Genomic DNA, 22,664 nt, shown 5'->3' with positions numbered 1-22,664 from the left:
GATCTCGACCTGCGCTGCGCCCCACGGTTCGCTTCGCAAACCGTGGGCCCCGCGGCATGCCACCTCTCCTCCGATGGGTTTCCGGTAGTGCCGGCCGCTGGCCGGCTCCCCGTAGCGCCTGCATCGCCCGGAGCCGGCCAGCGGCCGGCACGACCTGTTCTTGTGCTGCCACCGGCGGTTTTGGCCCGGGACGGGCGGGGTTTCGGTGGGTGACGACCGTTGGTCGTCACGCTTTTGCCGCATAATTGCCGCATGACCGACGACCGCATCATCGGTGCCGGTGCCACCCGCGAAGACGAGGGCACCGACGCCAGCATCCGCCCCAAGCGCATGGCCGATTACCTTGGCCAGGCGCCCGTGCGCGAGCAGCTGTCGATCTATATCGAGGCAACCAAGGCCCGTGGCGATGCCCTCGACCACGTGCTGATCTTCGGCCCGCCCGGGCTGGGCAAGACCACCTTGAGCCACGTGATCGCCAATGAGCTGGGCGTGGCCCTGCGGGTCACCTCCGGCCCGGTGATCGAAAAGGCCGGCGACCTGGCCGCGCTGCTGACCAACCTGCAGCCGCACGATGTGCTGTTCATCGATGAGATCCACCGCCTCTCGCCCGTGGTCGAGGAAGTGCTGTACCCGGCGATGGAAGATTTCCAGATCGACATCATGATCGGCGAGGGCCCCGCGGCGCGCTCGATCAAGATCGACCTGCCGCCGTTCACCCTGATCGGGGCCACCACCCGCGCCGGGCTGCTGACCGCGCCGCTGCGCGACCGCTTCGGCATCGTGCACCGGCTGGAGTTCTACACCCCGGAAGAACTGACGAAGATCGTGCGCCGCTCGGCCGCCATCCTCAACATCGACTGTACCGCCGAAGGCGCCGCCGAGATCGCGCGGCGCTCCCGCGGCACCCCGCGTATCGCCAACCGGCTGCTGCGGCGCGTGCGCGACTACGCCCAGGTCAAGGCCGCCGGCCATATCGACCAGGACGTGGCGCAGGCGGCCATGCAGATGCTCAAGGTGGACCCGGAAGGCTTCGACGAGCTGGACCGGCGCCTGCTGCGGACCATGGTCGACTACTTCGACGGTGGCCCGGTCGGCGTCGAATCGCTGGCGGCGGCACTGTCTGAAGAGCGCGGCACGCTGGAAGACGTGGTCGAGCCGTACCTGATCCAGCAGGGCTACCTGATCCGGACCGCGCGCGGCCGCATGTGCACGCACAAGGCCTACCGGCACCTGGGGCTGAAGCCGAAGAACCCGCCGGCGGACCTGTTCGCGGAGGCCATCGATGGCAGTTGAACCCCGGTTCAGTTGGCCGACACGCATCTATTGGGAAGATACCGACGCAGGTGGCGTGGTTTACCACGCCCGCTACGTGGCCTTCATGGAACGGGCGCGGACCGAATGGATGCGGGCATTGGGCTATGGTCAGGAGCGCACGCGCACCGACCATGGCCTGGTCTTCGCGGTCCGCGCGATGACCCTGGATTTCCTCAAGCCGGCGCGGCTGGACGATGCGCTGGACGTGACCGCCACGCTGGTGCAGTGCAAGCGCGCCAGCATGGTGTTTGACCAGACCGTGTGTCGCGGCGATGAAACGCTGCTGACCGCCCAGGTCAGGATCGCGGCATTGGATGCCTCCACTTTCAAACCACGCGGTATGGGCGATGCACTGCTCGCCGCGTTGAAACCCTACGAACTTCAAGTATCCGCACAGTGAGGAACAACGGATGATCGCAATGCTCCTGGCCCTGCAGGCCACGGTGACCGAAGCGCTGCCGCAGGAAGTGACCAGTGCCGCGGCGCACACGGTTGCGCAGGCCGCGCATGGCGGTGGCGGCATCAATTACCTGGACCTGATGATCAAGGCCAGCCTGCCGGTGAAGATCATCGTGCTGCTGCTGCTGGCCGGTTCGTTCATCAGCTGGGTGATCATCTTCCGCAAATCGCGGGTGTTCAACGCCGCCAACCGGGAGGCCGACGAGTTCGAAAGCCGCTTCTGGTCCGGCGCCGACCTGGGCAAGCTGTACAGCGCCGCCACCGACCGCAACCGCAAGGTGGGCGGCCTGGAGGCGATCTTCGAAGCCGGTTTCCGCGAGTTCACCCGCCTGCGCGACAAGCGCCGGCTGGACGGTCGTGCCCAGCTCGAAGGTGCCCAGCGCGCCATGCGCACCACCTACACCCGTGAAGTGGACCAGATGGAACGCAGCCTGGAGCTGCTGGCCAACATCGGTTCCACCGCGCCCTACGTGGGCCTGGTCGGCACCGTGTTCGGCATCATGGTGACCATGCACGACATGATCAACAGCGGTGAGCAGGCGGGTATCGCCTCGGTGGCCCCGGGTATCTCCGAAGCCCTGTTCGCCACCGCCATCGGCCTGTTCGTGGCGATCCCGGCCGTGTGGGCCTACAACCGCTTCACCACCCGCGTGGAGCGCATGTCGGTCCGTTTCGAAACCTTCGCAGAAGAGTTCAGCTCGATCCTGCAGCGCCAGAGCGCGGGCGACGAGTAAGCGCCCCAGCACAAGGACCCTGCCATGACTGCTGCCATCGGCCGCCGCAAGCGCCGCAAGCTCAAATCCGAAATCAACGTCGTGCCGTACATCGACGTCATGCTGGTGCTGCTGATCATCTTCATGGTCACCGCGCCGCTGCTCACGCTGAGCTTTGATGTCGACCTGCCCAATTCCCAGGCCAAGGCCCTGGAGAGCAAGCAGGACCCGGTGATCGTCTCGGTCCGCTTGGACGGCCAGCTCAGCCTGAAGCTGCCCGAGGCCAAGGAACCGGCGCTGATGGATGCCGGCCAGCTGCAGGCGCAGCTCGGCGCTCTGGCCGCACAGGACAAGAATGTGCGCGTGATCGTCGCCGCCGACCGCGCCGTGGCCTATGAAAAGGTGGTCGCGGCCATGGACGTGATCAAGCGCGCCAACGTGGAAAAGGTGGGTCTGGCGACCGATGCACGCTGACGCCCTGCCACCGCAGCGCCAGTCCGAGGAAAAGTGGGGTCTGCCGATCGCGCTGGCGCTCGGCGTGCACCTGCTGCTCGCGCTGGTGTTCATCGCCGCGTGGCTGTGGTCGCCGCAACGCAGCACCGAGGCCGCCGCCGGCGACCCGGCCATCGAAGCCAGCCTGCAGCTGTCGGCCTCCGAAGCCGCCGCCGCCCGCCAGGCCCTGAATGCCTCGGAAAAGCTGCCCGATTTGCCCGAGCCGGTCGCCCAGCCCGAGCCGATCCCGGAAGACACCGTGCCGCCGCCGCAGCCGATCGCCGAGCCGCGTCCACAGGATGCGCCCACGCCGCAGCAGCAACAGGCCCAGGAACGCGTCGCCCAGCCCGACAAGGTTGACCAGGAGGCAGTCAACGCCCTGGCGATCTCGGCCGAAAAGGCCAAGCAGGAGCAGGAAGCCAAGCGCCGCCAGGAACAGATCGACCTGACCGAGCGCCAGCGCCAGGACCAGGCCGAGCAGAAGCTGCGCCTGGCCAAGCAGCAGGAAGAAGCTGACCAGAAGAAGAAGCTCGCCGAGCAGGAAAAAAAGGCCAATGACGCCAAGGCCGACGCCGAGCGCGACAAGAAACTGGCCGAGCTCCGTCGCAAGCGCGCGCAGGCTGAAAACGAAGCCAAGCTGGCCGAACAGAAGCTGCGCCAGGTGACCGCCGCGCGGGCCGCCAGCGCCACCGCCTCGACCGCCGGCGCCACCGGTGCGGCCAAGCCGGCTGCCGGTGCCGGTGGCACCAGCGATGACCTCAGTGCCAAGTACGCCGCCGCGATCCAGCAGAAGGTGCTGGGCGCGTGGACGCGTCCGGACAACGTGCCGTTCGGCCAGCGCTGCAAGATCGTCATCCAGCAGCTGCCGGGTGGCACGGTCAACAGCGCCAAGGTCAGCCCCGACTGCCCGTTCGACGAGGCCGGCCGGCGTTCGATCGAAGCGGCGGTGCTCAATGCGCAGCCCTTGCCTTACCGGGGCTTCGAGACGGTGTTCAGCCGCACCATCAACTTCACCTTTACCGCACAGGATCACTGAGCGGATGGACGACGGCGGGCCTTGCAGGTCGCCGCTCGTTAACGCGACGTGAGTTCGGCGTGCGCAGTGACTCTGCTTTCACGTGCCTTTGGTTCATGATTGCGAAACCGTTCACCGCTGTCCTGTTATCCCTCGTTGCTGTTTTTCCCTATTTGAGCGATCCATGAAGAAGATGCCTCGCTGGCTTGCCGTGTTTGCGGCCCTGTTGCTGCCCTTTGCTGCCCTGGCGCAGCAGAAGGGGTTGGATATCGACATCATCGGCGGCAACGCGTCCGCGCTGCCGATCACCGTGGTCCCGATGCCGTACCAAGGCTCGGCCGGTGCGCCGCAGACCGACGTCGCCGCCGTGGTGCGTGCCGACCTGGAGCGTTCGGGCCAGTTCCGCACCCTGCCCGAAGCGCAGATCGTGGAGCGTCCCACCCGTGGCAGCGAGATCCAGTTCGCCACCTGGCGCGCGCTGAAGCAGAACTACATCGTGGTCGGGCGCGTGCTCGATGCCGGCGCCGGTGCCTACCGCGTCGAATACGAAATGTATGACGTGCCCAAGGGCGAGCGCGTGCTCGGCCTGGCCATGACCGCCCGTGGCAATGCCATGCGCGATGTCGCCCACCAGATGGCCGACGCCATCTACGAGAAGGTCACCGGCGTGCGCGGCGCCTTCTGGACCCGTATCGCCTACGTCACCGCCAGCGGCAAAGGCGATGCCATGCGCTATGCGCTGATGGTGGCCGATTCGGACGGCTTCAACCCGCAGACCATCGTGCGTTCGGCCGAGCCGCTGCTGTCGCCGTCGTGGAGCCCGGACGGCAACCGCCTGGCCTACGTCAGCTTCGAGCGGGGCAACTCGGCGATCTACATCCAGAACATCGGCACCGGCGCGCGTGAGCTGGTCACCAGCTTCCGCGGCATCAACAGCGCCCCGTCGTTCTCCCCGGACGGCCGTCGCCTGGCCCTGTCGCTGTCGCGCAGCGGCAACCCGGAAATCTACGTGATGGACCTGGGCAGCAAGCAGCTGACCCAGCTGACCAACCACTTCGCCATCGACACCGAGCCGACCTGGAGTGCCGATGGCGCCAACGTCTACTTCACCTCCGACCGTGGCGGCCGCCCGCAGATCTACCAGGTGCCCTCCAGTGGTGGCAGCGCCTCGCGCGTGACCTTCCAGGGCAACTACAACGCCACCCCGAGCCTGTCTTTCGACGGCAAGAAGCTGGTGGTGGCCCAGGGCAGCGGCAACACCTACAAGATCGCGATGATGGACAGCAGCCTGGGTTCGGCACGCTGGAGCACGCTGTCGCCGGGTTCGCTGGACGAATCGCCGAGCTTTGCGCCCAACGCAAGCATGGTGTTGTATGCCGCCCGTGAGGGTGGTCGAGGAGTGTTGTATGCCGTTTCGGCCGATGCGCGCGTGCGCCAGCGGCTGGTTTTGGCAGACGGTGACGTTCGCGAGCCTTCTTGGTCGCCTTACCGTACAAAGCGCTAACAGAGTGTTAAGATTTCCACCGTATTCATCCCACATCCGGCTTTAGGAGCCTCAAAGGTATCGCCATGAACAAGACCACCCGCGTTCTGCTTGTCTCCCTGTTGTCCGTGGCCGCCCTGGCCGGTTGCTCCAAGAAAGTGAAGGAACAGCCGGCAGCCCCGGTTGACACCGGCACCTCGACCACCACCCCGACCGGCCCGTCGACCTCCGGCCTGTACGGCCCGGGCGACCTGGATACCGATTCCTGCCTGCGCCAGCGCGTTGTCTACTTCGACCTGGACAAGGAAGAAGTGAAGCCGGAATTCCAGGCCATCATGGCGTGCCACGCCAAGTACCTGCGTGACCGTCCGTCCTCGCGCATGACCCTGCAGGGCCACACCGACGAGCGCGGTTCGCGCGCGTACAACCAGGCTCTGGGCGAGCGTCGTGGCAACGGCGTGTCCTCGGCACTGCAGGCCAACGGTGGCTCGGCTTCGCAGCTGACCGTCGTGTCCTACGGTGAAGAGCGTCCGGTCTGCACCGAGTCGGGCGAGTCCTGCTGGTCGCAGAACCGTCGCGTCGAGATCGTGTACACGGCTCAGTAATAGATGCGCTTTCGATTTCTATCGATGATCGTTGCGGCAGCCCTGGTGGCTGCCGCACCGGCCAATGCGCAGCGCCAGAGCCTGGCCGACCGCGTCGGCTCGCTTGAGCAGCAGGTGCAGAACAACCAGTCCAACATGGACATGCTCAACCAGCTGAACCAGCTCCGCACCCAGGTGCAGGCGCTGCAGTCGCAGGTGGAGCAGCTTCAGCACGACAACGAGCAGCTCAAGCAGACCGGCAAGGATCAGTACCTGGATCTGGACAGCCGCTTGAACCGGTTGGAAGGTGGCGCCCCCGCGCTTCCTGCCACCCCCGCCGCGACCGCGCCCCCGCCGGCCGCAGCCCCGAAACCGGCACAGGCCGCGTCCGAGCGGCCGCCCTCCGTGCACGGCGATGCCGGCAGTCTGGTCGCCACTGGCGATGAGCGGACCGCCTACAACGTCGCGTTTGATTCACTCAAGGCCGGCAAGTACGACGATTCGGCCCAGCTGTTCATGAGCTTCCTGGAGCTCTACCCCAACGGCGTCTACACCCCCAACGCGCTGTACTGGCTGGGTGAAAGCTACTACGCCACCCGCAATTTCCCGCTGGCTGAGACGCAGTTCCGCGATCTCATCTCGCGCTACCCGACCCATGACAAGGCGTCCGGTGGCCTGCTCAAGATCGGCCTGTCGCAGTTTGGCGAAGGCAAGGTCGACCAGGCCCAGGCGACCCTGGAACAGGTTGTGTCCACGTATCCCGGCTCCGATGCCGCGCGCACCGCGCAGGACCGTCTGCAGTCGATCCGGCTGGGTCAGCAGATCCGCTGAACGGCCCTGGCCTCGCCTGACCGGCAGCGGCCGCTATAATGTTCGATTGCGCGCCCGCATTGCCGGGCGTCCTGTAGGGCCGAGCCATGCTCGGCTGTTGTCGTTTCCGACGCCGTATTCCAAGAATCACCGCCATGACCGCCACCCTGTCCGCCGCCGCCGCGCTCCCCAGCGAGATCGTGCAGTCGCCGCTGCCCCGGCTGAAGATCACCGAGATTTTCACCTCCCTGCAGGGCGAAGCCGATACCGCCGGCTGGCCGACCGTGTTCGTGCGCCTGACCGGCTGCCCGCTGCGCTGCACCTACTGCGATACCGCCTACGCCTTCCATGGCGGTACCTGGTGGGACATCGATGACATCGTCGCCGAGGTCCTGGCCCAGGGCGTGCAGCACGTCTGCGTGACCGGCGGTGAGCCGCTGGCGCAGAAGCGCTGCCTGGTGCTGCTGGAGAAGCTGTGCGATGCCGGTATGGACGTCTCGCTGGAAACCTCCGGCGCGCTGGACGTCAGTGGCGTGGACGCCCGCGTGTCGCGCGTGGTCGACCTGAAGACGCCCGGTTCCGGCGAGATGGCCCGCAACCGGCTGGAGAACCTGCCGCTGCTGACCCGTCGCGACCAGATCAAGTTCGTCATCTGCAGCCGCGAGGATTACGACTGGGCACGCGGGATGGTCCGCGAGCACCAGCTCAACACGCGCAGCATGGTGCTGTTCTCGCCCAGCAAGGGCCAGATCACCCCGCGTGAACTGGCCGACTGGATCGTCGAGGACAGGCTACCCGTGCGCTTCCAGATGCAGCTGCACAAGATCCTCTGGGACGACGCCCCGGGCCGCTAGCCCTGTGGCTGCCAGGCGGCCGCTCGATAGGCCACTTTTTGATTGATGTACCCGGCGCGGGACAGCGTGCTGGTTCCCTGCAACCCACCGGAAACACCCCCATGAAGAAAGCAGTCGTCCTCCTGTCCGGCGGCATGGACTCCGCCGCCGTCGTCGCCATTGCCCGTGAACAGGACTTCGCCGTGCATGCCCTGAGCGTGCGCTACGGCCAGCGCCACACCTCCGAACTTGATGCCGCCGCGCTCGTCGCCACCGCGCTGGGCGCGGTCGCGCACAAGACCGTCAACGTCGACCTGCGCAGCATCGGCGGCTCGGCGCTCACCGATGACATCGACGTGCCCGAGGCGGGCGGCGAGGGCATCCCGGTCACCTACGTGCCGGCGCGCAACACCATCATGCTATCGGTGGCGCTGGGCTGGGCCGAAGTGCTGGGTGCCAGCGACATCTTCTGCGGCGTCAACGCCGTGGACTACTCCGGCTACCCGGACTGCCGCCCGGAGTTCATCCAGGCCTTCCAGGCCCTGGCCAACCTGGCCACCAAGGCCGGTGTGGAGGGTGCGGGCATCCAGGTGCATGCCCCGCTGCAGTTCCTGAGCAAGGCCGATATCGTGCGTGAAGGCGTGCGCCTGGGCGTGGATTTCGGCCTGACCGTGTCCTGCTACAACGCCGACGACAGCGGCGCGGCCTGCGGCCATTGCGACGCCTGCCGCCTGCGCGCGCAGGGCTTCACCGATGCCGGCGTGGCCGACCCGACCCGTTACGCCTGATCGGCCGCTCACCCGGTGCGTGCGCCGGGGCATCAAGATGGGTTAGAATGCGCACCCCCGGCGCGATGCCGGGGCATGCAATGGGCCGTTAGCTCAGTCGGTAGAGCAGAAGACTTTTAATCTTTTGGTCGATGGTTCGAATCCATCACGGCCCACCAATTGCATCAACAACTTAGGCGCCCGCAGGGCGCCTTTTTTGTGGCTCCGGGAAAACTGCCGGAGCGGCTTGCCGGGTTTGATCAATGTCCGTCGCTGAACAATGGAGCACTACACTAGGTGCTTGTCATTGCTCCGTTGAGATAGTCATGTCGCTTCGTCTTGCGTGCCTGTGCGGTAACGTTTCCGTTGAACTACATGGAGCACCGGTCGCGCGTGCGAACTGCCACTGTTCGACATGCAGAGGTTTCTACGGGGCTTCCATGTTTTCCGCGACAGCGTGGGAGGCTGACGCCGTCCGCGTCGAAGCGGGCGCGGCGCTGACCTTCAACCATCCTGAAAAACAATTGACGAAGACATTCTGTGGTGTGTGCGGAGACGTTGTATTTGGTACCAATCGACTGGGAATGCGTGTGGTCCCCAATGCTCTGGTCGCCCGTGCAACGGACGGGGCGCTGGATGCGGCGTTGGCGCCCACCCTGCATCTGTTCTATCGGCAGCGCGTAGTCGACGTGTCGGATGATCTGCCGAAGTACCTCGATGGGTGGGATGGCCCCACGTACGCGCCGTAACACGTCATCGGGATCATCTGCGTGCGTGTTCGGCGTCCAGCCGTTCACGCGACCGGGCATCGCCGAGTGCCGCACCGCGCTCGAGCAGCGCCAGTGCGGCAGCACGGTCGTCAGCGGCGTCGCGTTCCAACAGCATGATCGCGGCGTTGTAGGCGGCAATGGCGCTGCCTTTGGCTGCCGCGTCCTTGAAGCCGGCGAGGGCCTTGTCCGGGCAGAGGAAGAAGACATCCCAACCGGCCGCGGCGCGCATTCGCATGTCGGCGTCGTCCGCAGGAATCTGCTGCTGTGTTTCCGCAGGCCAGCCCGCGACGAGAGGCACGAGAACGTCGGCGTCCTTGGGCAGGAAGTACCGGCCTGCGCCCTCGCGCAGCGTGAATGCCTGGCGCGTGGTGCGTCGCGTTCCCGTCTTGGTCAACCAGAGAAAGCCGTCTTCCCCCGTCACTGGAAAGCCGTCCAGCGCTTTTGAGACGCGAGTGGCAAGCGAGGGCACACCGGGCTGGGCAGACACCCCGGTCCAGGAGCCGACCAGTTCGACGCGCTCGGGTTTCCCATCAAGGTGAGGCCTGATCGCATCGGCCACATCGTCGACGGTGAGGATGCGCATCTCCCCGTCATACATGCGCCAGGGGCTTGCCTGCAGCGCGATCGTGAACACCGCATCGCTGTCCGGCATCGCCTCGATGTAGTCGTACAGCGCCTGGCCGGCGGACATGCAATCCGTTGCGCCCTGCTGTGGGGAGCAGGTCGTCACGCTGATCGAACCCGACAAGGGCAGGGCCGGGACATCGCAGGCCAGCGCGACAGGGCTGAGCAGGCAGAGCGCGAGCAGGGCGGATTTCATCAGGTGGCCAGGGGCAGATGGTGCTGGACGTCGATTTGATCACACAAGGCGAGGCAGCATCACCGCTGGCAGAGCGCATCGCAGCGGGTGCCCTGGAACGCGTCAGCCGCGCCCTGCAACGAACCGTGATGCGCCGCGTCGGCGAGTTCAAGTGCTTCGCCCAATGCCTCCACCACTTCCTCGCGCTGCGCCGGTTGCAGCATGCGCGCATACGCACGGGCGGATTCACCCAGCGCCACCATCAGTGCTTGCTTGAGTTCACTGCGCGCAGGCTGCGCCGCGGCCACCGCCAATATCTCCAAATACTGGCGCTGCACATTCCGACGCAGCATGTCGGTGCCCGCCGGCCCCAATCCGGCGAGCTCCTCCGGTGTTGCCACGGCCCACCATTCTTCCAGCAGCGGCTGCATGCGCGCGCCGCAGTGCAGCTGGAAGGGCAGCAGCACGGTCAGCTGCGCCTGGAAACGCCGGGCGTTCTGGATGCCCTGGCGCTCCAGGCTGGCCGCGGCCTCAGGGTCGGCCAGGCCCGCGTCGGGCAGGGTGGGCGCGTTGAAGTTCATCAGCTGCGTGGTGAGCGTCTTGCCGTACTCGCAGGCGTTGATCAACAGGCCGAGGTCCTGCGGCGGGTAAGGCGGATCCAGCACGTCGCGCTGGTTGGTCACGGCGGCCAGCAGATCTTGTGCGTGCTGGCTGTCCAGGCGGGCAGGATCGCGGGCGGCATCGGCCTCCTCCAGCAGGTTCTGATAGTCCCGCGCGGCTTCGTACTGGGCCATCAGGTGTGGCGGGATGTCGTCGGCGCGGAGAGGCGCGGCGGCCAGCAGAGTGACCAGGACGCCCAGCGCCCAGAGTGCGCGCGGGTAGATGCGCGCACTGCGAGCCGATGTCGGCGGTTGGGCGGGGAAAGGAGAGGGGTGACCCTGCACGTGGAGCAGTTCCTGAACCATTTTTACCGCAGAAAGCGTAGGGGAAACCCCGGCAATGCGGCAAGCGAAAGGGATTTACTACCGACAGCGCGTTTGGCATGGACACTGGCTACAATCAGTCCATCCCGGTAGCTCCCGGGCGCTGACCATGTGCAACACAGTGAAGATTCTCCTGACAGGAAGTTCAGGCCGGGTCGGGCGCGCAATCTATGGCGCGCTCGCCGCACGGCACGAGGTGGTCGGGATCGACCGCAACCCCTTCAATACCACTCGCCATGTGGCCGACTTCACCGATGCGCGGATACTGCGCGGTGCGCTGGTCGGTGTGGATGCGGTGATCCATGCTGCGGCACTGCACGCACCGCATGTCGGGCTGATGCCGGACACCGAGTTCCATCGGATCAATGTCGAAGGCACCCGCGTGCTGGCGATGCTGGCGCGCGAAGCCGGCGTGTCGCGCTTCGTGTTCACCAGCACCACCGCGCTGTATGGCCACGCGATCGTGCCCGGGCAGTGCACCTGGATCGATGAGCACACCGTGCCGCAGCCACGCACCGTTTATCACCGCTCCAAGCTGGCCGCCGAACAGTGGCTGGAAGAGGCGGCGGGGCCGGGCTTCGAGGTGCGGGTGATCCGCATGTCGCGTTGCTTCCCGGAAACCGCCGATCGGCTGCTGCTGTACCGGCTGCACCGTGGCATCGATGTGCGTGACGTGGCCGATGCGCATGTGGCGGCGCTGGGCAACGACGGGCCGGCGTTCCAGCGCTATATCGCCAGTGGCTGGACGCCGTTCCTGCCCGAGGACTGCGAGGCCTTGGTGCACCAGCCGCGCCGGGTGCTGGCCACGCGCTGCCCGCGCTGGCTGGCCGAGTACGACCGGCGTGGGTGGCAGTTGCCGGTGGTGGACCGTATCCACGACGCGCGCGCGGCCAGCATCGGTTTGGGTTGGCGCAGCCAGCGTGGACCGGAGGCAGTGCTGGCGCAGCTGGAGGCGCGTTCGATCGAAGTGCTGCCACAGGCGCCACGGGTGGAAGATTGCGCGGTTGAATGAAGCACTCGCGCATGCTGCAGGGTCATGCCGTGCTGCAGATGGCCGCGCGGCAACCGCGCGGCACATAATGTTGCCCGGCCGCTTGGCTACTTACTCCAGGGAAACAACGCACGTGGCATTCGGACCGGCGGGGCAGCAGCACACATTGATCTTCCGCCGGGCCGGTAAGGCCACGGTCGGCCTGCTGGCCACGCTGTGCTGTGGCGCGGCGTTGCTCGCGCCCGCGGCAATGGCGGCGACCCCAGCCACGCCTCCCGCGCCTGCCGCCGCCGCGCCGCTGGTGATCGGTGAAACTTTCACCGTGGCTTCAACCGCGTTGGGCGAAACGCGCCGCATCAACGTGTACCGGCCCAGCGCCTGGAACGTGCCGGCCGATGCGCCGCTGCCGGTGCTGTATATGCCCGACGGCGGCATTGGCGAGGACTTCCTGCATGTGGCGGGGCTGGTGCAGGTGCTGGTCGGCAACGGCAGCATGCGCCCCTTCCTGCTGGTGGGCATCGAGAACACCGAGCGCCGGCGCGACCTGACCGGCCCCACCACCGACCCGGAAGACCGCAAGATCGCCCCACGCGTGGGTGGCGCGGCAGCCTTTCGCATGTTCCTGCGCACGGCGTTGATGCCGCAGGTGCGCCAGCGTTACCCGACCACGGGCGAGACGGCGATCATCGGTGAATCGCTGGCCGGCCTGTTCGCGGTGGACACCCTGCTGCACGAACCGGATCTGTTCGATACCTATATCGCACTGGACCCCAGCCTGTGGTGGAATCACGGCGCGCTGGTGGAGGACGCCGTCGCCCTGCTGAAGGCGAGCAACGTGCAGGGCAAGCGCCTGTTCCTGGCCAGCAGCAGCCAGGCGGAGATCGCTGCGGCCAGTGCGCGCTTCCACGCGCAGGTGGGCACGCAGGTGCCGGAGCTGACCATCAGCTACCTGCCATTGCCCGAAGAGACCCACCAGACGATCTACCACCCGGCCGCGCTGCAGGCGCTGCGCACGCTGTTCAAGCCGACGCCGGAACCGACCGCCCCTTGAACGGCCGGGGCCTGCACATCGCGCACGCAGGCGTTGGCGCACAATAGCCCCTCTTCGTGCTGATCGTCGTTGGAGGTGCCATGAACCGTTTCGTCCTGCTGGGTGTGGGGGCGCTTGCGCTCGCGGCCTGTTCCAAACCCGCGCCGTCCGAACAGACCGCACCGGCCACCGCTGAGAAGCCTGCGACGACTGCGCCGGTATCAGCCACGCCAGCACCTGCCACGCCGGCGCTTCAGGCGCCTTCATTCGACTGTGCCAAGGCGCAGTCCGAGGCCGAGAAGCAGGTCTGCGCCGATGCCGGACTGTCGGCGCTGGACCTCCAGCTGGCCGCCCTCTACAAGCGCGTGCAGACCAGCCCGGACGAGCTGGATATCGCCGCCGAGCAGCGCGGCTGGGTGAAGGGCCGCGATGCCTGCTGGCAGGCGGTGGATGCCAAGCGCTGCCTGGTGGAGTCCTACCAGACCCGCATCGTGGAATTGAACATCGCCAGCGGCAGCGTGCCAGCGCCCAAGCCGGTGGGTTACACCTGCGAAGGCAACAGCAAGCCGGTCACGGTGGCCTTCTACAACGACATCGCGCCGCAGGCGGCGATCATCCACTGGGGCAACGACCAGGCCATCGTGTTCCCGGCGGAGGCTGCCAGCGGCAGCCGCTACACCCGCGAAGGCGTGGCATTCTGGGAACACCAGGGCGAGGCGACGCTGGACTTCTACGGCACTGCGCTGAGCTGCAAGGTCGGAGGCTGAGCCCGGGGCCGCTCAGCGCACGCGGCGGTAACGCACTTCGTTCTGGCGATCCCCCACTTCGGTGGTGACGAAGCCGTCGTGGCTCTGGCTGATGTCGAACACGTTGCTGCCCACGTTGAGCTGGCCTCCATTGACCCAGCCGGACAGGGTCTGCCCGCGTGCCTGCGCGGACATGCGCCCGTCGCTGTCGATGCGCATGCGGATATCGGCGTCGTAAGTCGGGTTGTAGCCTTCGAACTCACCCACCATCCAGCCGGGCACATAGGACGTGTGGCGCGCCCCCTGATAGTTGCTGTCGTCGTAGCGCTCGTCCTGTTTGTTGGCGTTGTGCACCAGCGCGCCGAGGATAGCCGCGCCGATCAGTACGCCGGCGGCCACCTTGGCATCGTGGTGGTTGTCGTCATCGTCATCGCGGTCATGCGAACCACCGCCGCGCACGCGGAACGAGGCCCGGCAACCATCATCGACCCAGACCTCGCGGCGGTCGTAATCCCAGCTGCGGCCCTGCCGGCACTCGGCGCCGGACAACTGCCGTTCCAGGGTGACATAGCCGGCGCGCGGCAAGGCACAGGACTGGTAGCGGTTGTCGCGGCTTTCGCAGGTGACGAAATCGTCGGCGCGCGCATCGGTGAGCGAGGCGATCAGCAGCAGCGGGGTGGCCAACAGCAAGCGGGTCTGCATGGTCCGGATTCCGGTAGGAGGGACGGGCACACGCGGCCCGCACCGCGGACGATGGGTGGGCGCTGATGAAAACCGGATGAAAGCGGGGGCCTGCCGGTGGGCCGGATAATCAGGCGGCCTGCGCGGCGTCCTGTTCTGCGAAACAGCGCTGGATTGCGTCCAACAGTTCGCTCATCGTGTAGGGCTTGGGCAGGAACTGGATGCCCTCGCGCAGCTGCGCGGTAACCCGGGCCGGGTCCAGGCCGGAGGTGACCAGCACCGGCAACCCGGGCTGGTACTGCTTGATCTGGAGTGCGGCGGCAATCCCGTCCAGTCCGCCCAGGCAGACATCGGTGAACACCAGGTCGAAGCGTTCGCCGGCCTGCAGCAGGCCCAGCGCGGCTTCGGCGGAACTGACCGCCGCCACATCGCAGGCCTGGCTTTCCAGCGCCATGCGGCTGAGTTCGCGGGTGTCTTCGGTGTCTTCGATCAACAGCACGCGTGGTGCGACGTGGCGCTTGGACAACAACATGACGTGATATTCCTGGGGCGTGGCCGGTAGCGGCGCGCAAGTATGGACGGGGCGCCGGTGAGCGGGCCGTGCAGGCGCGATGGCCGTTCAGTTGCCGGTGCGTGCACCGCGCAACCTCCCCGTCCGTTGCACTGCGCTCAGCCGGGGCAGGGTAGAGTCGGGGTTTGACTGTTGGAGCGATGCCGATGCAATGCCCCGTATGCAAGACCCAGGCGCTGGTGATGTCCGAGCGCCAGGGCATCGAAATCGACTACTGCCCGCAGTGCCGTGGTGTGTGGCTGGATCGTGGCGAGCTGGACAAGATCATCGAGCGCTCGGCCGGTGCTGCCGCGCCGGTGCGTGCGGCCACGCCGCCGCCGCCGTCGCCGTCGGTGCAGCATCGCGATACCCGCCACCTGGGCCAGCAGCCGTACGCTGACCAGCAGGGCTACCGCAAGAAGAAGAAAGAGAGCTTCCTGTCGGACATCTTCGACTTCTGATCCGCGCATGCCCTGATCGGGGCACGTGTCTTCGCGCCGGCCACGCTCAGGGCCGGCGCAGGATGAATTCCAGGTCGTGGCTGTCGCCGACGATGAAGTCGTAGCTGCCCACCTGGGTGCAGCCGTAGCGCGCGTAGAAGCGCTGCGCGCCGAAATTCTCCGACCACACGCCGACCCACAACGTGCGCCGCCGTGGCTGATCCAGCCACTGCAGGAACGTCTCCATCAGGCGCGCGCCCTGGCCGCCGCCCTGGTGGCTGGCGAGGACGTACAGGCGCTTGAGTTCGATATCGCCCGGCCGTGCGTCGCTGTGCGGCAGGCCATTCGGGCCGGCGGCCAGGTAGCCGACCGCCTGGCCGTGGGCTTCCAGCAACCACACCGCGCTGCGCGGGTCTTCCAGCTCACGCCGCTGCGGCGCCGGTGCGTAGTGGTTGTCGAAGAATGCCTGCAGGTCCTGCGCCGGATAGGAATCGCCGAAGGTTTCGGTATAGGTCGCAATGGCGATCGCCGACAGGGTGTCGGCGTCGGCCGGGGTGGCGCGGCGGATCTGCAGGGACATGGGGCACGTGTCAGCGGGGCGGGGCCGCAGCTTACGGCATCACGCCACCGGTGGCCGGGACGGCGATGATCCCGGCAATGGCGGAACTTCCGCCCGGGCGCATCCAATCAATACCCGGGTCTGCCAACGAGCAAGGCACGCCCGGGTGTCGGACAGGCCGGAACCGCGCAACGCGGGCCGCCTGTGACGCCCCGCACGCGGCCCGTCGGATCCGGCATGCACGACCCCTGTTGTCCCGGGCGCCCCTGCGCGCCCGGGATCTTTTTTCACCGTTCGATCAGAACCAGACGCGGACGCCGGCCACCCAGCGGGTGTCGCGGGCGCGCTCCCCGGCAGCCTCGTGGTAGTTGGCGGTGTCGCCGAACAGACGTTCGTGGCTGATGCCGATGTAGGGCGCGAAGCGGCGGCTGAACTCGTAGCGCAGGCGCAGCCCGGCTTCGACCTTGTTGAGACCGCTGCCATTGCCGTACTCGGGCTCGTCCTTGGCCGAGAAGGTCGCCTCGACCAACGGCTGCAGGATCAGGCGGTTGGTCAGCAGCAGCTCGTATTCCACCTCGACCGTGGCCGCCACCTGGCCGCCTTCACCGACGTAGGCGGTGGCGGAGGTCTCGAACTTGTACGGGGCCAGCCCCTGGATGCCGATCGCGGCCCAGGTGCGTGAATCGGCCGGGCGGAAGTCCTGCTTCACGCCCACCAGCACATCCCACCACGGCGACACGCTACGCCCGTACATCACTTCCAGGTCGGCCGATTCGGTGCGGCCGCCGCTGCGCTCGCCTTCGCTGCGCAGCCACAGGCGGTTGATGTTGCCGCCGACCCAGCCGCTGGCTTCCCAGGCCTGGCCGTTGCCATGCTGGCCATCCCACTGCTCCAGCCGGTTGACCAGCAGCATGCTGTGGATCTCGGGGGGGTGTTCCATCGCATCGTGTGCGATCGGTGGGAACGCGGCGATGCGATCGGCCGCGGTCACGAGCGGAATCGGCTCCAGCGGTTCGGTCGGCGCGGCGGATGTCTGCGGCGTGTGGTCCATGTTCGAATGGTCCATCTGGCCGTGGTCCATGCTGCCAGGGTCCATCCCCGCGTGGTCCATCTGGCTATGGTCCACGGTGTCGGGCGCCATCTTCGACGGGGCCGTCTGCGCATGGTCCATCTTCGAATGATCCATTTTCGAATGGTCCACCGGTGCCGTTGCCGCAGGTTCGCTCTGCGCGACCGGCGGCGTCTGCGCATGGACGTGCGACTGTGCCCAGGCCGGTGCGCTGAGTGCGATCAGCAGGGCGCCGGCCAAGCGCCGCGGAAGGAGGTGCGTGGTCGTGCTCATTCTTCGATCCTCACTTCGCGCATCATCCCTGCTTCCATGTGGTACAGCAGGTGGCAGTGATAGGCCCAGCGGCCCAGCGCATCGGCGCGCACGCGGTAGGTGCGGCGCGTGCCGGGTGGCATGTCGATGGTGTGCTTGCGTACCTGGAAGGCGCCGTCGGCATTTTCCAGGTCGCTCCATACGCCGTGCAGGTGAATCGGGTGCTGCATCATCGTGTCGTTGACCAGCACGATGCGCATGCGCTCGCCGTAGTTCAGGCGCAACGGTTCGGCGCTGGCGAAGGGGATGCCGTCGAAGGACCAGCTGAACTTTTCCATATGCCCGGTGAGATGCAGTTCGACCTCGCGGCTGGGTTCGCGGCCATCGGGATCGGCGAACAGGCTGTGCATCGCGCCGTAGGTGAGTACCTGGCGGCCGTTGTCGCGCAGGCCGATACCCGGATCGTCCAGCTTGGGCTCGGTGGCCGAGCTCTGCATGTCGATCAGCGGGTTGCCCTTTTCGCTGGCCGGGTGGCGCGGGGTCTTGTCACTGCCGCCATGGCCGGCGTGGCCCATGCTGGCGCCGCAGCCGCCTTCCATGCCCTTCATCGCGGCCATGTCGTGCCCGGCGCCGCCCATGTCGTGGCCCATGTCGCTCATCGTCAGTAGCGGGCGCGGGTCGCGCGCGGGAATCGGGGCCTGCAGGCCGTGGCGCACCGCCAGGGTGCCGGCGGCATAGCCGGTGCGGCCCATGTCCTGGCAGAAAATGGTGAAGGCATCCTGGCCGGTGGGTTCAACGATCACATCGAAGGTTTCGGCCGGGGCGATGCGGAACTCGTCGATGCTGACCGGATGGATGTACTGGCCATCGGCGGCCACCACGGTCATCTTCAGGCCGGGGATGCGCACGTCGAAATACGTCATCGAGCCGCCATTGATGAAGCGCAGCAGTACTTTTTCACCGCTGCGGAACAGGCCGGTCCAGTTGCCGGCCGGGGCGGTGCCGTTGAGCAGGTAGGTGTAGGTGTGGGCGTTGATGTCGGAGATGTCGGTCGGCGTCATCCGCATGCGTCCCCACATGCCGCGATCGGCAGTGGCCGCCGCCCAGCCGTCCTTGCGCACATCGCGCAGGAAGTCAGGCAGGGTGCGCTTGTAGTAGTTGTCGTACTCGGCCAGCTTCTTCATGCGCCGGAACAGCGCGCCCGGGTCCATGTCGGTCCAGTCGGACAGCATGATCACGTGCTCGCGGTCGTAGCGGTACGGCGCCGGCTGCAGCGGGTCGATGATCAGCGCGCCGTACAGACCGGCCTGTTCCTGGAACATCGAATGGCTGTGGTACCAGTACGTGCCCGACTGCTTGAGGGTGAAGCGGTACTGGTAGGCCTCCCCCGGGGCGATGCCGTTGAAGCTCAGGCCCGGTACGCCGTCCATGTTGGCCGGCAGCAGGATGCCGTGCCAGTGGATCGAAGTGGGGTGGCCCTGCAGCGTATTGGCCACGCGGATGTTGACGGTGTCGCCTTCGCGCCAGCGCAGGATCGGCGCGGGCAGGCTGCCGTTGACGGTGATCGCCGGGCGGGTGCGGCCGGTGAAGTTGGCCAGCGATTCGCCGATGCTCAACTGGACGTCATGGCCACTGAGCACCTGCGGGGCGGTGGCGACGCTGGGGCCGGCAGCGGCAAAGGCGCGGGTGGGCAGCGCGGTGGCGGCCAGGCTGGCGACGACGCCACCGGCGGCGACACCCTGCACGAACAGGCGGCGCGACGGCATGGGCAGGGCGCCCGGGCCGGGTTTGGTTGGGAAAGACATTGCAACTCCGAAACAGATCCGAATGGCACGCAGGGTGCCGACAGGGCCGCGCACGCGCAGGCGTGGGGCCAGGACGTCAGGCAGGCGCTCGCGGCGAGCGCCGGATCAGCCGATCGGAGGGCGGGTGATGCGGTCCAGCGGCAGCGTGGGCGGCGTGGGACGCGGGGTGTTGGCCGGGGCGCTGGCCAGCGGCGGTGCGCTGGGGATCCAGGCGATCTGCGCGGTCAGGCTGGGTTGCTGGGCGCAGTTGCGCAGGCAATCCTTGATCTTGCAGTGGTCGCCGTCGTGCGGGGCCTGGGTACTGGGCCCTTCGGCCAGCATGGCGTGGTGCGCATGCGACATCGCCACGGCGCCGGGCGGGTTGTGGCAGGGCGGGGCTTCGGCCTGGGGCGCGGTTGGTTGCGCCATGGCCAGGGTCATGGGGCCGGCCATGGCCACGTTCAGCCCGTTGAGCAACAGGCTGAGCATCAATACCACTCGCAGGAGCAGGCTACCGGCGGTCATGGGCGTCACCATAGCGCCAATCCGGCGAACAGGCACCTGTGGCTGAACGCGGCGTTCAACCCTGGAGCCCGGTCCGTCACGGCGCGCGCTGGCATCAGCCCTGCTCGCGGACAATATCGACCAGCCGCTCGCCGTAGCGCGACAGCTTGGTGCCACCGATGCCGCCGACCCGGCCCAGCGAGTCGATGCTGGTGGGGCGCTGTTCGGCGATGTTGCGCAGGGTGCTGTCGTGGAAGATCACGAAGGCGGGGACGTTCTGCTCCTTGGCCAGCTCGGCGCGCAGGCTGCGCAGCGCGTTGAACAGGACCAGGTCCTGCGGCAGCACCGACAGGCCGGTGCGCTGGCCGCTGCGGTCGCGCTCGCGGGCCTTGGGGCTTTCGCGGCGCATCATCACCTTGCGCTGGCCCTTGAGCACCTCGCGGCTGCCGTCGGTGAGACGCAGGCCACCGTAGGCTTCGCTGTCCACTTCCAGCAGGCTGGCGGCAACCAGCTGGCGGAACACGCTGCGCCAGGTGCGCGCGTCGAGGTCCTTGCCGATGCCGTAGGTGCTCAGTTCGCTATGCCCGAACTGGCGGATCTTGTCGTTCTCGCCGCCGCGCAGGATGTCGATCAGGTGGCCGACGCCGAAGCGCTGGCCGCTGCGGTAGACGCAGCTCAAGGCCTTCTGGGCGGCGACGCTGGCATCCCAGGCATCGGGCGGCTGCAGGCAGTTGTCGCAGTTGCCGCAGGGCTGGGGATAGGTTTCGCCGAAGCCGGCCAGCAGCACCTGGCGGCGGCACTGCATGGATTCGCAGTAGCCGAGCAGGTGGTCGAGCTTGGAGCGCTCCAGGGTTTTGCGTTCTTCGCCGGCTTCGGACTGCTCGATCATCTGCTTGAGCAGCACCACATCGCCCAGGCCATAGCAGAGCCAGGCTTCAGCGGGTTCGCCGTCGCGGCCGGCGCGGCCGGTTTCCTGGTAGTAGCCTTCCATCGACTTGGGCAGGTCGGTATGCGCGACGAAGCGGACGTCGGGTTTGTCGATGCCCATGCCGAAGGCGATGGTGGCGCACATGACGATGCCGTCCTCGCGCAGGAAGCGGCGCTGGTTGGCGGCGCGCACCTCGGCGGGCAGGCCGGCGTGGTAGGGCAGGGCGTTCATGCCCTCCTTGCACAGGAACTCGGCGGTTTCCTCGACTTTGCGCCGCGACATGCAGTAGACGATGCCGGCTTCCTCGCGATGGACCTTGAGGAAGTCCAGCAGCTGGCGCTTGGCGTTGTCTTTCTGGACGACGGTGTAGCGGATGTTGGGGCGATCGAAGGAGCTGACGAAGTGCTGGGCGCCGGTCAGGTCCAGGCGCTCGGCGATTTCGCGCTGGGTGGGCGGGTCGGCGGTGGCGGTGAGGGCGATCCGCGGTACATCGGGCCAGCGTTCGTGCAGGACGGTGAGCTGGCGGTACTCGGGGCGGAAGTCGTGGCCCCACTGGGAGACGCAGTGGGCTTCGTCGATGGCGAACAGGGCGATGCGGCTGCGCGCGAGCAGGGACAGGAAGCGGCCGGTGAGCAGGCGCTCGGGGGCGACGTAGAGCATGTCCAGTTCGCCGGCGAGCAGTTCGCGCTCGACCCGGGCGGCGGTGTCGCCATCGAGGGTGGAATTGAGGAATTCGGCGCGGACGCCCAGCTGGCGCAGGGCTTCGACCTGGTCCTGCATGAGGGCGATGAGCGGGGAGATGACGATGCCGGTGCCGTCGCGGAGCAGGGACGGGACCTGGTAGCACAGCGATTTGCCGCCACCGGTGGGCATCAATACCAGGGCGTCATTGCCGGCGGCGACATGTTCAACGATCGCCTGCTGCGGACCGCGGAAATCGTCGTAGCCGAAAATGCGGTTGAGGAGCTCGTGCGCGGGGCGGGAAGACATCGGGCTAGTTTACCCCGGCGGGCAGGCGGGTCGTGTCCTCCGATGACGGATCGGACTGTAGGTGGATCTGCGGGGCCAGAGCCGAAGCCTATGGCTTCACTTTTCGGGGAACTGGCACGGGGTGGGTGGGTTTGCGGGGCACGCTGCAAGTACGTCCCTGTAAGCTCGGCCACAACATCCATGTTGTGGACGGCCCCGCAAACTCACTCACCCCGTGCCATGGAGAGGTGGCAGAATCCTGAAACCAAAACAGGCGCCCGTGGGCGCCTGTGGCTTCTGAACCTGGTTTTCCCCACCGTTCACGGGACTGCGTCGGGGCGAGGGAAGCCTGGCCCTTGCGGGACCGTGAGCGGCATGGATGCCGCGATCGAGCCCCCAGGGACGGGTTTACGGCGTGTCTCGCAAGGGCCAGGCTTTCCTCGCCCACTCCGGAAGGATGAAACGCCAACGCTTTTCGCGGCCATCCAGGGTGGAGCGAGATGCGTTACTGAAGCAGCGAGCGCAGCATCCAGGCGTACTTTTCGTGGGTCTGCAGGCGCTGGGTCATCAGGTCTTCGGTCGGGGCGTCGTCGGCGTCGTCGGCCACGTCCAGCACCTTGCGGGCGGTACGGCACACGGCCTCGTTGGCGGTGACCAACTGGCGTACCATCTCACGCCAGTCCGCACTGTCGGTCAGGCCGGCTTCCTCGGGAATCGAGGTCAGGGCCGCGAACTCGCGGTAGGAGCCCGGGGCATTGAAGCCCAGCGCACGGATACGTTCAGCAACGTCGTCCAGGGCTGCCCACTGCTCGGTGTACTGGGTCTCGAACATGGTGTGCAGCGAGTTGAACATCGACCCGGTCACGTTCCAATGGAAGTTGTGGGTCTTCAGGTAGAGCGTGAATGCGTCCGCCTGGAAGGCCGACAGCCCATCGGCGATCTTCTTGCGATCGCCCTCTTTGATCCCGATATCAATGTTCGGGGCCGACGGGGCCGCCGCTGCCAGCTTCTGCTTTCCGGTCTGCTTCTTGACCGGGGTCTTGGTCTTCGCCATGGGGGAAATCCTCCTTGTGGATGGGATGGCCTTCACAATAGATCAGACTACGCTTTCAGTAGTGATCAAAGTTCTAAACGATTCG

At 66.9% G+C, this 22,664-nt stretch carries 25 protein-coding genes and 1 tRNA gene; 16 read left to right on the top strand and 10 right to left on the bottom strand.

What is annotated here, in order from left to right; genetic code table 11:
* Window positions 1-252 precede the first annotated feature (252 nt).
* The 12 genes from ruvB (at window position 253) to AC3IPM_RS14795 (ending at window position 9,219) form a co-directional block, all read left to right on the top strand.
* Entirely contained in the window at window positions 253-1,293 is a 1,041-nt protein-coding gene (gene ruvB / locus AC3IPM_RS14850; RefSeq protein WP_489300758.1) for a Holliday junction branch migration DNA helicase RuvB, read from the top strand.
* Window positions 1,283-1,714 (top strand): tol-pal system-associated acyl-CoA thioesterase, encoded by a 432-nt coding sequence (ybgC, locus tag AC3IPM_RS14845; RefSeq protein ID WP_489300757.1) that lies wholly within the window; start codon window positions 1,283-1,285, stop codon window positions 1,712-1,714. The genes ruvB and ybgC overlap by 11 nt, the downstream gene beginning before the upstream one ends.
* 10 nt (window positions 1,715-1,724) lie before the next feature.
* Complete coding sequence (tolQ, locus tag AC3IPM_RS14840; RefSeq protein ID WP_489300756.1) at window positions 1,725-2,507, top strand: protein TolQ; 783 nt, start codon at window positions 1,725-1,727, stop codon at window positions 2,505-2,507.
* Between the two features lie 24 nt (window positions 2,508-2,531).
* Window positions 2,532-2,960: a protein TolR gene (gene tolR, locus AC3IPM_RS14835; protein WP_489300755.1), complete on the top strand. Its 429-nt coding sequence runs from the start codon at window positions 2,532-2,534 to the stop codon at window positions 2,958-2,960.
* Window positions 2,950-4,014 carry a cell envelope integrity protein TolA gene (gene tolA, locus AC3IPM_RS14830; RefSeq protein ID WP_489300754.1) on the top strand — a complete coding sequence of 355 codons (1,065 nt, stop codon included), beginning with the start codon at window positions 2,950-2,952 and terminating at the stop codon, window positions 4,012-4,014. The genes tolR and tolA overlap by 11 nt, the downstream gene beginning before the upstream one ends.
* A gap of 163 nt (window positions 4,015-4,177) precedes the next feature.
* The gene (gene tolB, locus AC3IPM_RS14825) at window positions 4,178-5,497 is read left to right on the top strand and encodes a Tol-Pal system beta propeller repeat protein TolB (RefSeq protein WP_489300753.1); all 1,320 of its coding nucleotides are present in this window, start codon (window positions 4,178-4,180) and stop codon (window positions 5,495-5,497) included.
* Window positions 5,498-5,562: 65 nt separating this feature from the next.
* Window positions 5,563-6,081 carry a peptidoglycan-associated lipoprotein Pal gene (gene pal, locus AC3IPM_RS14820; protein WP_489300751.1) on the top strand — a complete coding sequence of 173 codons (519 nt, stop codon included), beginning with the start codon at window positions 5,563-5,565 and terminating at the stop codon, window positions 6,079-6,081.
* Between the two features lie 3 nt (window positions 6,082-6,084).
* Entirely contained in the window at window positions 6,085-6,891 is an 807-nt protein-coding gene (gene ybgF, locus AC3IPM_RS14815; protein ID WP_489300750.1) for a tol-pal system protein YbgF, read from the top strand.
* Between the two features lie 134 nt (window positions 6,892-7,025).
* Window positions 7,026-7,724 (top strand): 7-carboxy-7-deazaguanine synthase QueE, encoded by a 699-nt coding sequence (queE, locus tag AC3IPM_RS14810; protein WP_489300749.1) that lies wholly within the window; start codon window positions 7,026-7,028, stop codon window positions 7,722-7,724.
* Window positions 7,725-7,825: 101 nt separating this feature from the next.
* Window positions 7,826-8,491, top strand: a complete 666-nt coding sequence (queC, locus tag AC3IPM_RS14805) for a 7-cyano-7-deazaguanine synthase QueC (protein WP_489300748.1) — start codon at window positions 7,826-7,828, stop codon at window positions 8,489-8,491.
* 82 nt (window positions 8,492-8,573) lie between these two features.
* Window positions 8,574-8,649: transfer RNA gene (locus tag AC3IPM_RS14800), tRNA-Lys, on the top strand.
* An 84-nt stretch (window positions 8,650-8,733) separates the two neighbouring features.
* Window positions 8,734-9,219 carry a GFA family protein gene (locus tag AC3IPM_RS14795; RefSeq protein WP_489300747.1) on the top strand — a complete coding sequence of 162 codons (486 nt, stop codon included), beginning with the start codon at window positions 8,734-8,736 and terminating at the stop codon, window positions 9,217-9,219.
* A 13-nt stretch (window positions 9,220-9,232) separates the two neighbouring features.
* Here the strand turns inward: AC3IPM_RS14795 and AC3IPM_RS14790 are convergent, their stop codons facing one another.
* Together AC3IPM_RS14790 and AC3IPM_RS14785 are read right to left on the bottom strand one after the other, a co-directional pair.
* On the bottom strand, window positions 9,233-10,060 hold the full coding sequence (locus AC3IPM_RS14790) for a DUF8616 domain-containing protein (RefSeq protein ID WP_489300745.1): 828 nt from the start codon (window positions 10,058-10,060) through the stop codon (window positions 9,233-9,235).
* A gap of 59 nt (window positions 10,061-10,119) precedes the next feature.
* Window positions 10,120-10,983: a hypothetical protein gene (locus tag AC3IPM_RS14785; protein WP_489300744.1), complete on the bottom strand. Its 864-nt coding sequence runs from the start codon at window positions 10,981-10,983 to the stop codon at window positions 10,120-10,122.
* 160 nt (window positions 10,984-11,143) lie between these two features.
* On the opposite strand from AC3IPM_RS14785, the gene AC3IPM_RS14780 reads away from it, so the two are divergent.
* From AC3IPM_RS14780 to AC3IPM_RS14770, 3 genes are all read left to right on the top strand, one after another.
* Window positions 11,144-12,034, top strand: coding sequence for an NAD-dependent epimerase/dehydratase family protein (locus tag AC3IPM_RS14780; protein ID WP_489300743.1), 891 nt, complete (start codon window positions 11,144-11,146; stop codon window positions 12,032-12,034).
* A gap of 229 nt (window positions 12,035-12,263) precedes the next feature.
* Complete coding sequence (locus tag AC3IPM_RS14775; RefSeq protein ID WP_489304164.1) at window positions 12,264-13,064, top strand: alpha/beta hydrolase; 801 nt, start codon at window positions 12,264-12,266, stop codon at window positions 13,062-13,064.
* A gap of 80 nt (window positions 13,065-13,144) precedes the next feature.
* A complete protein-coding gene (locus tag AC3IPM_RS14770; RefSeq protein WP_489300741.1) occupies window positions 13,145-13,810 on the top strand; it encodes an MliC family protein in 666 nt (221 codons plus the stop codon).
* A 12-nt stretch (window positions 13,811-13,822) separates the two neighbouring features.
* Here the strand turns inward: AC3IPM_RS14770 and AC3IPM_RS14765 are convergent, their stop codons facing one another.
* Complete coding sequence (locus AC3IPM_RS14765) at window positions 13,823-14,491, bottom strand: DUF3011 domain-containing protein (RefSeq protein ID WP_489300740.1); 669 nt, start codon at window positions 14,489-14,491, stop codon at window positions 13,823-13,825.
* 109 nt (window positions 14,492-14,600) lie between these two features.
* Window positions 14,601-15,002, bottom strand: coding sequence for a response regulator (locus AC3IPM_RS14760; RefSeq protein WP_489300739.1), 402 nt, complete (start codon window positions 15,000-15,002; stop codon window positions 14,601-14,603).
* A gap of 185 nt (window positions 15,003-15,187) precedes the next feature.
* On the opposite strand from AC3IPM_RS14760, the gene AC3IPM_RS14755 reads away from it, so the two are divergent.
* Window positions 15,188-15,481, top strand: coding sequence for a TFIIB-type zinc ribbon-containing protein (locus AC3IPM_RS14755; RefSeq protein ID WP_489300737.1), 294 nt, complete (start codon window positions 15,188-15,190; stop codon window positions 15,479-15,481).
* A 46-nt stretch (window positions 15,482-15,527) separates the two neighbouring features.
* Here AC3IPM_RS14755 and AC3IPM_RS14750 read toward each other — a convergent pair whose 3' ends face one another.
* The 6 genes from AC3IPM_RS14750 to AC3IPM_RS14725 form a co-directional block, all read right to left on the bottom strand.
* The gene (locus AC3IPM_RS14750) at window positions 15,528-16,040 is read right to left on the bottom strand and encodes a GNAT family N-acetyltransferase (RefSeq protein WP_489300735.1); all 513 of its coding nucleotides are present in this window, start codon (window positions 16,038-16,040) and stop codon (window positions 15,528-15,530) included.
* A 277-nt stretch (window positions 16,041-16,317) separates the two neighbouring features.
* A complete protein-coding gene (locus AC3IPM_RS14745; protein WP_489300734.1) occupies window positions 16,318-17,361 on the bottom strand; it encodes a copper resistance protein B in 1,044 nt (347 codons plus the stop codon).
* A complete protein-coding gene (locus AC3IPM_RS14740) occupies window positions 17,358-19,145 on the bottom strand; it encodes a copper resistance system multicopper oxidase (protein ID WP_489300733.1) in 1,788 nt (595 codons plus the stop codon). Before AC3IPM_RS14740 ends, AC3IPM_RS14745 begins: the two co-directional genes overlap by 4 nt.
* A gap of 105 nt (window positions 19,146-19,250) precedes the next feature.
* The gene (locus AC3IPM_RS14735) at window positions 19,251-19,649 is read right to left on the bottom strand and encodes a CopL family metal-binding regulatory protein (protein ID WP_489300732.1); all 399 of its coding nucleotides are present in this window, start codon (window positions 19,647-19,649) and stop codon (window positions 19,251-19,253) included.
* 94 nt (window positions 19,650-19,743) lie between these two features.
* Window positions 19,744-21,546, bottom strand: a complete 1,803-nt coding sequence (gene recQ / locus AC3IPM_RS14730; RefSeq protein ID WP_489300731.1) for a DNA helicase RecQ — start codon at window positions 21,544-21,546, stop codon at window positions 19,744-19,746.
* Window positions 21,547-22,030: 484 nt separating this feature from the next.
* On the bottom strand, window positions 22,031-22,579 hold the full coding sequence (locus AC3IPM_RS14725; protein WP_489300730.1) for a Dps family protein: 549 nt from the start codon (window positions 22,577-22,579) through the stop codon (window positions 22,031-22,033).
* Between the last annotated feature and the right edge of the window lie 85 nt (window positions 22,580-22,664).

The organism is Stenotrophomonas sp. GL_111 (assembly GCF_057835245.1).
The sequence above is the reverse complement of the archived record's forward strand: the minus strand, read 5'-3'. Positions and strand labels throughout refer to the sequence as shown.

Coding starts and splice junctions, on each gene's coding strand:
- AC3IPM_RS14795 (WP_489300747.1), top strand. CDS start 8,734: ATGTCCGTCGCTGAACAATGGAGCACTACACTAGGTGCTTGTCATTGC.
- tolR (WP_489300755.1), top strand. CDS start 2,532: ATGACTGCTGCCATCGGCCGCCGCAAGCGCCGCAAGCTCAAATCCGAA.
- tolA (WP_489300754.1), top strand. CDS start 2,950: ATGCACGCTGACGCCCTGCCACCGCAGCGCCAGTCCGAGGAAAAGTGG.
- AC3IPM_RS14740 (WP_489300733.1), bottom strand. CDS start 19,145: ATGTCTTTCCCAACCAAACCCGGCCCGGGCGCCCTGCCCATGCCGTCG.
- queE (WP_489300749.1), top strand. CDS start 7,026: ATGACCGCCACCCTGTCCGCCGCCGCCGCGCTCCCCAGCGAGATCGTG.
- AC3IPM_RS14745 (WP_489300734.1), bottom strand. CDS start 17,361: ATGAGCACGACCACGCACCTCCTTCCGCGGCGCTTGGCCGGCGCCCTG.
- AC3IPM_RS14735 (WP_489300732.1), bottom strand. CDS start 19,649: ATGACCGCCGGTAGCCTGCTCCTGCGAGTGGTATTGATGCTCAGCCTG.
- AC3IPM_RS14765 (WP_489300740.1), bottom strand. CDS start 14,491: ATGCAGACCCGCTTGCTGTTGGCCACCCCGCTGCTGCTGATCGCCTCG.
- ruvB (WP_489300758.1), top strand. CDS start 253: ATGACCGACGACCGCATCATCGGTGCCGGTGCCACCCGCGAAGACGAG.
- AC3IPM_RS14790 (WP_489300745.1), bottom strand. CDS start 10,060: ATGAAATCCGCCCTGCTCGCGCTCTGCCTGCTCAGCCCTGTCGCGCTG.
- pal (WP_489300751.1), top strand. CDS start 5,563: ATGAACAAGACCACCCGCGTTCTGCTTGTCTCCCTGTTGTCCGTGGCC.
- tolB (WP_489300753.1), top strand. CDS start 4,178: ATGAAGAAGATGCCTCGCTGGCTTGCCGTGTTTGCGGCCCTGTTGCTG.
- recQ (WP_489300731.1), bottom strand. CDS start 21,546: ATGTCTTCCCGCCCCGCGCACGAGCTCCTCAACCGCATTTTCGGCTAC.
- AC3IPM_RS14750 (WP_489300735.1), bottom strand. CDS start 16,040: ATGTCCCTGCAGATCCGCCGCGCCACCCCGGCCGACGCCGACACCCTG.
- AC3IPM_RS14725 (WP_489300730.1), bottom strand. CDS start 22,579: ATGGCGAAGACCAAGACCCCGGTCAAGAAGCAGACCGGAAAGCAGAAG.
- tolQ (WP_489300756.1), top strand. CDS start 1,725: ATGATCGCAATGCTCCTGGCCCTGCAGGCCACGGTGACCGAAGCGCTG.
- ybgC (WP_489300757.1), top strand. CDS start 1,283: ATGGCAGTTGAACCCCGGTTCAGTTGGCCGACACGCATCTATTGGGAA.
- AC3IPM_RS14770 (WP_489300741.1), top strand. CDS start 13,145: ATGAACCGTTTCGTCCTGCTGGGTGTGGGGGCGCTTGCGCTCGCGGCC.
- AC3IPM_RS14760 (WP_489300739.1), bottom strand. CDS start 15,002: ATGTTGTTGTCCAAGCGCCACGTCGCACCACGCGTGCTGTTGATCGAA.
- ybgF (WP_489300750.1), top strand. CDS start 6,085: ATGCGCTTTCGATTTCTATCGATGATCGTTGCGGCAGCCCTGGTGGCT.
- AC3IPM_RS14775 (WP_489304164.1), top strand. CDS start 12,264: ATGGCGGCGACCCCAGCCACGCCTCCCGCGCCTGCCGCCGCCGCGCCG.
- queC (WP_489300748.1), top strand. CDS start 7,826: ATGAAGAAAGCAGTCGTCCTCCTGTCCGGCGGCATGGACTCCGCCGCC.
- AC3IPM_RS14755 (WP_489300737.1), top strand. CDS start 15,188: ATGCAATGCCCCGTATGCAAGACCCAGGCGCTGGTGATGTCCGAGCGC.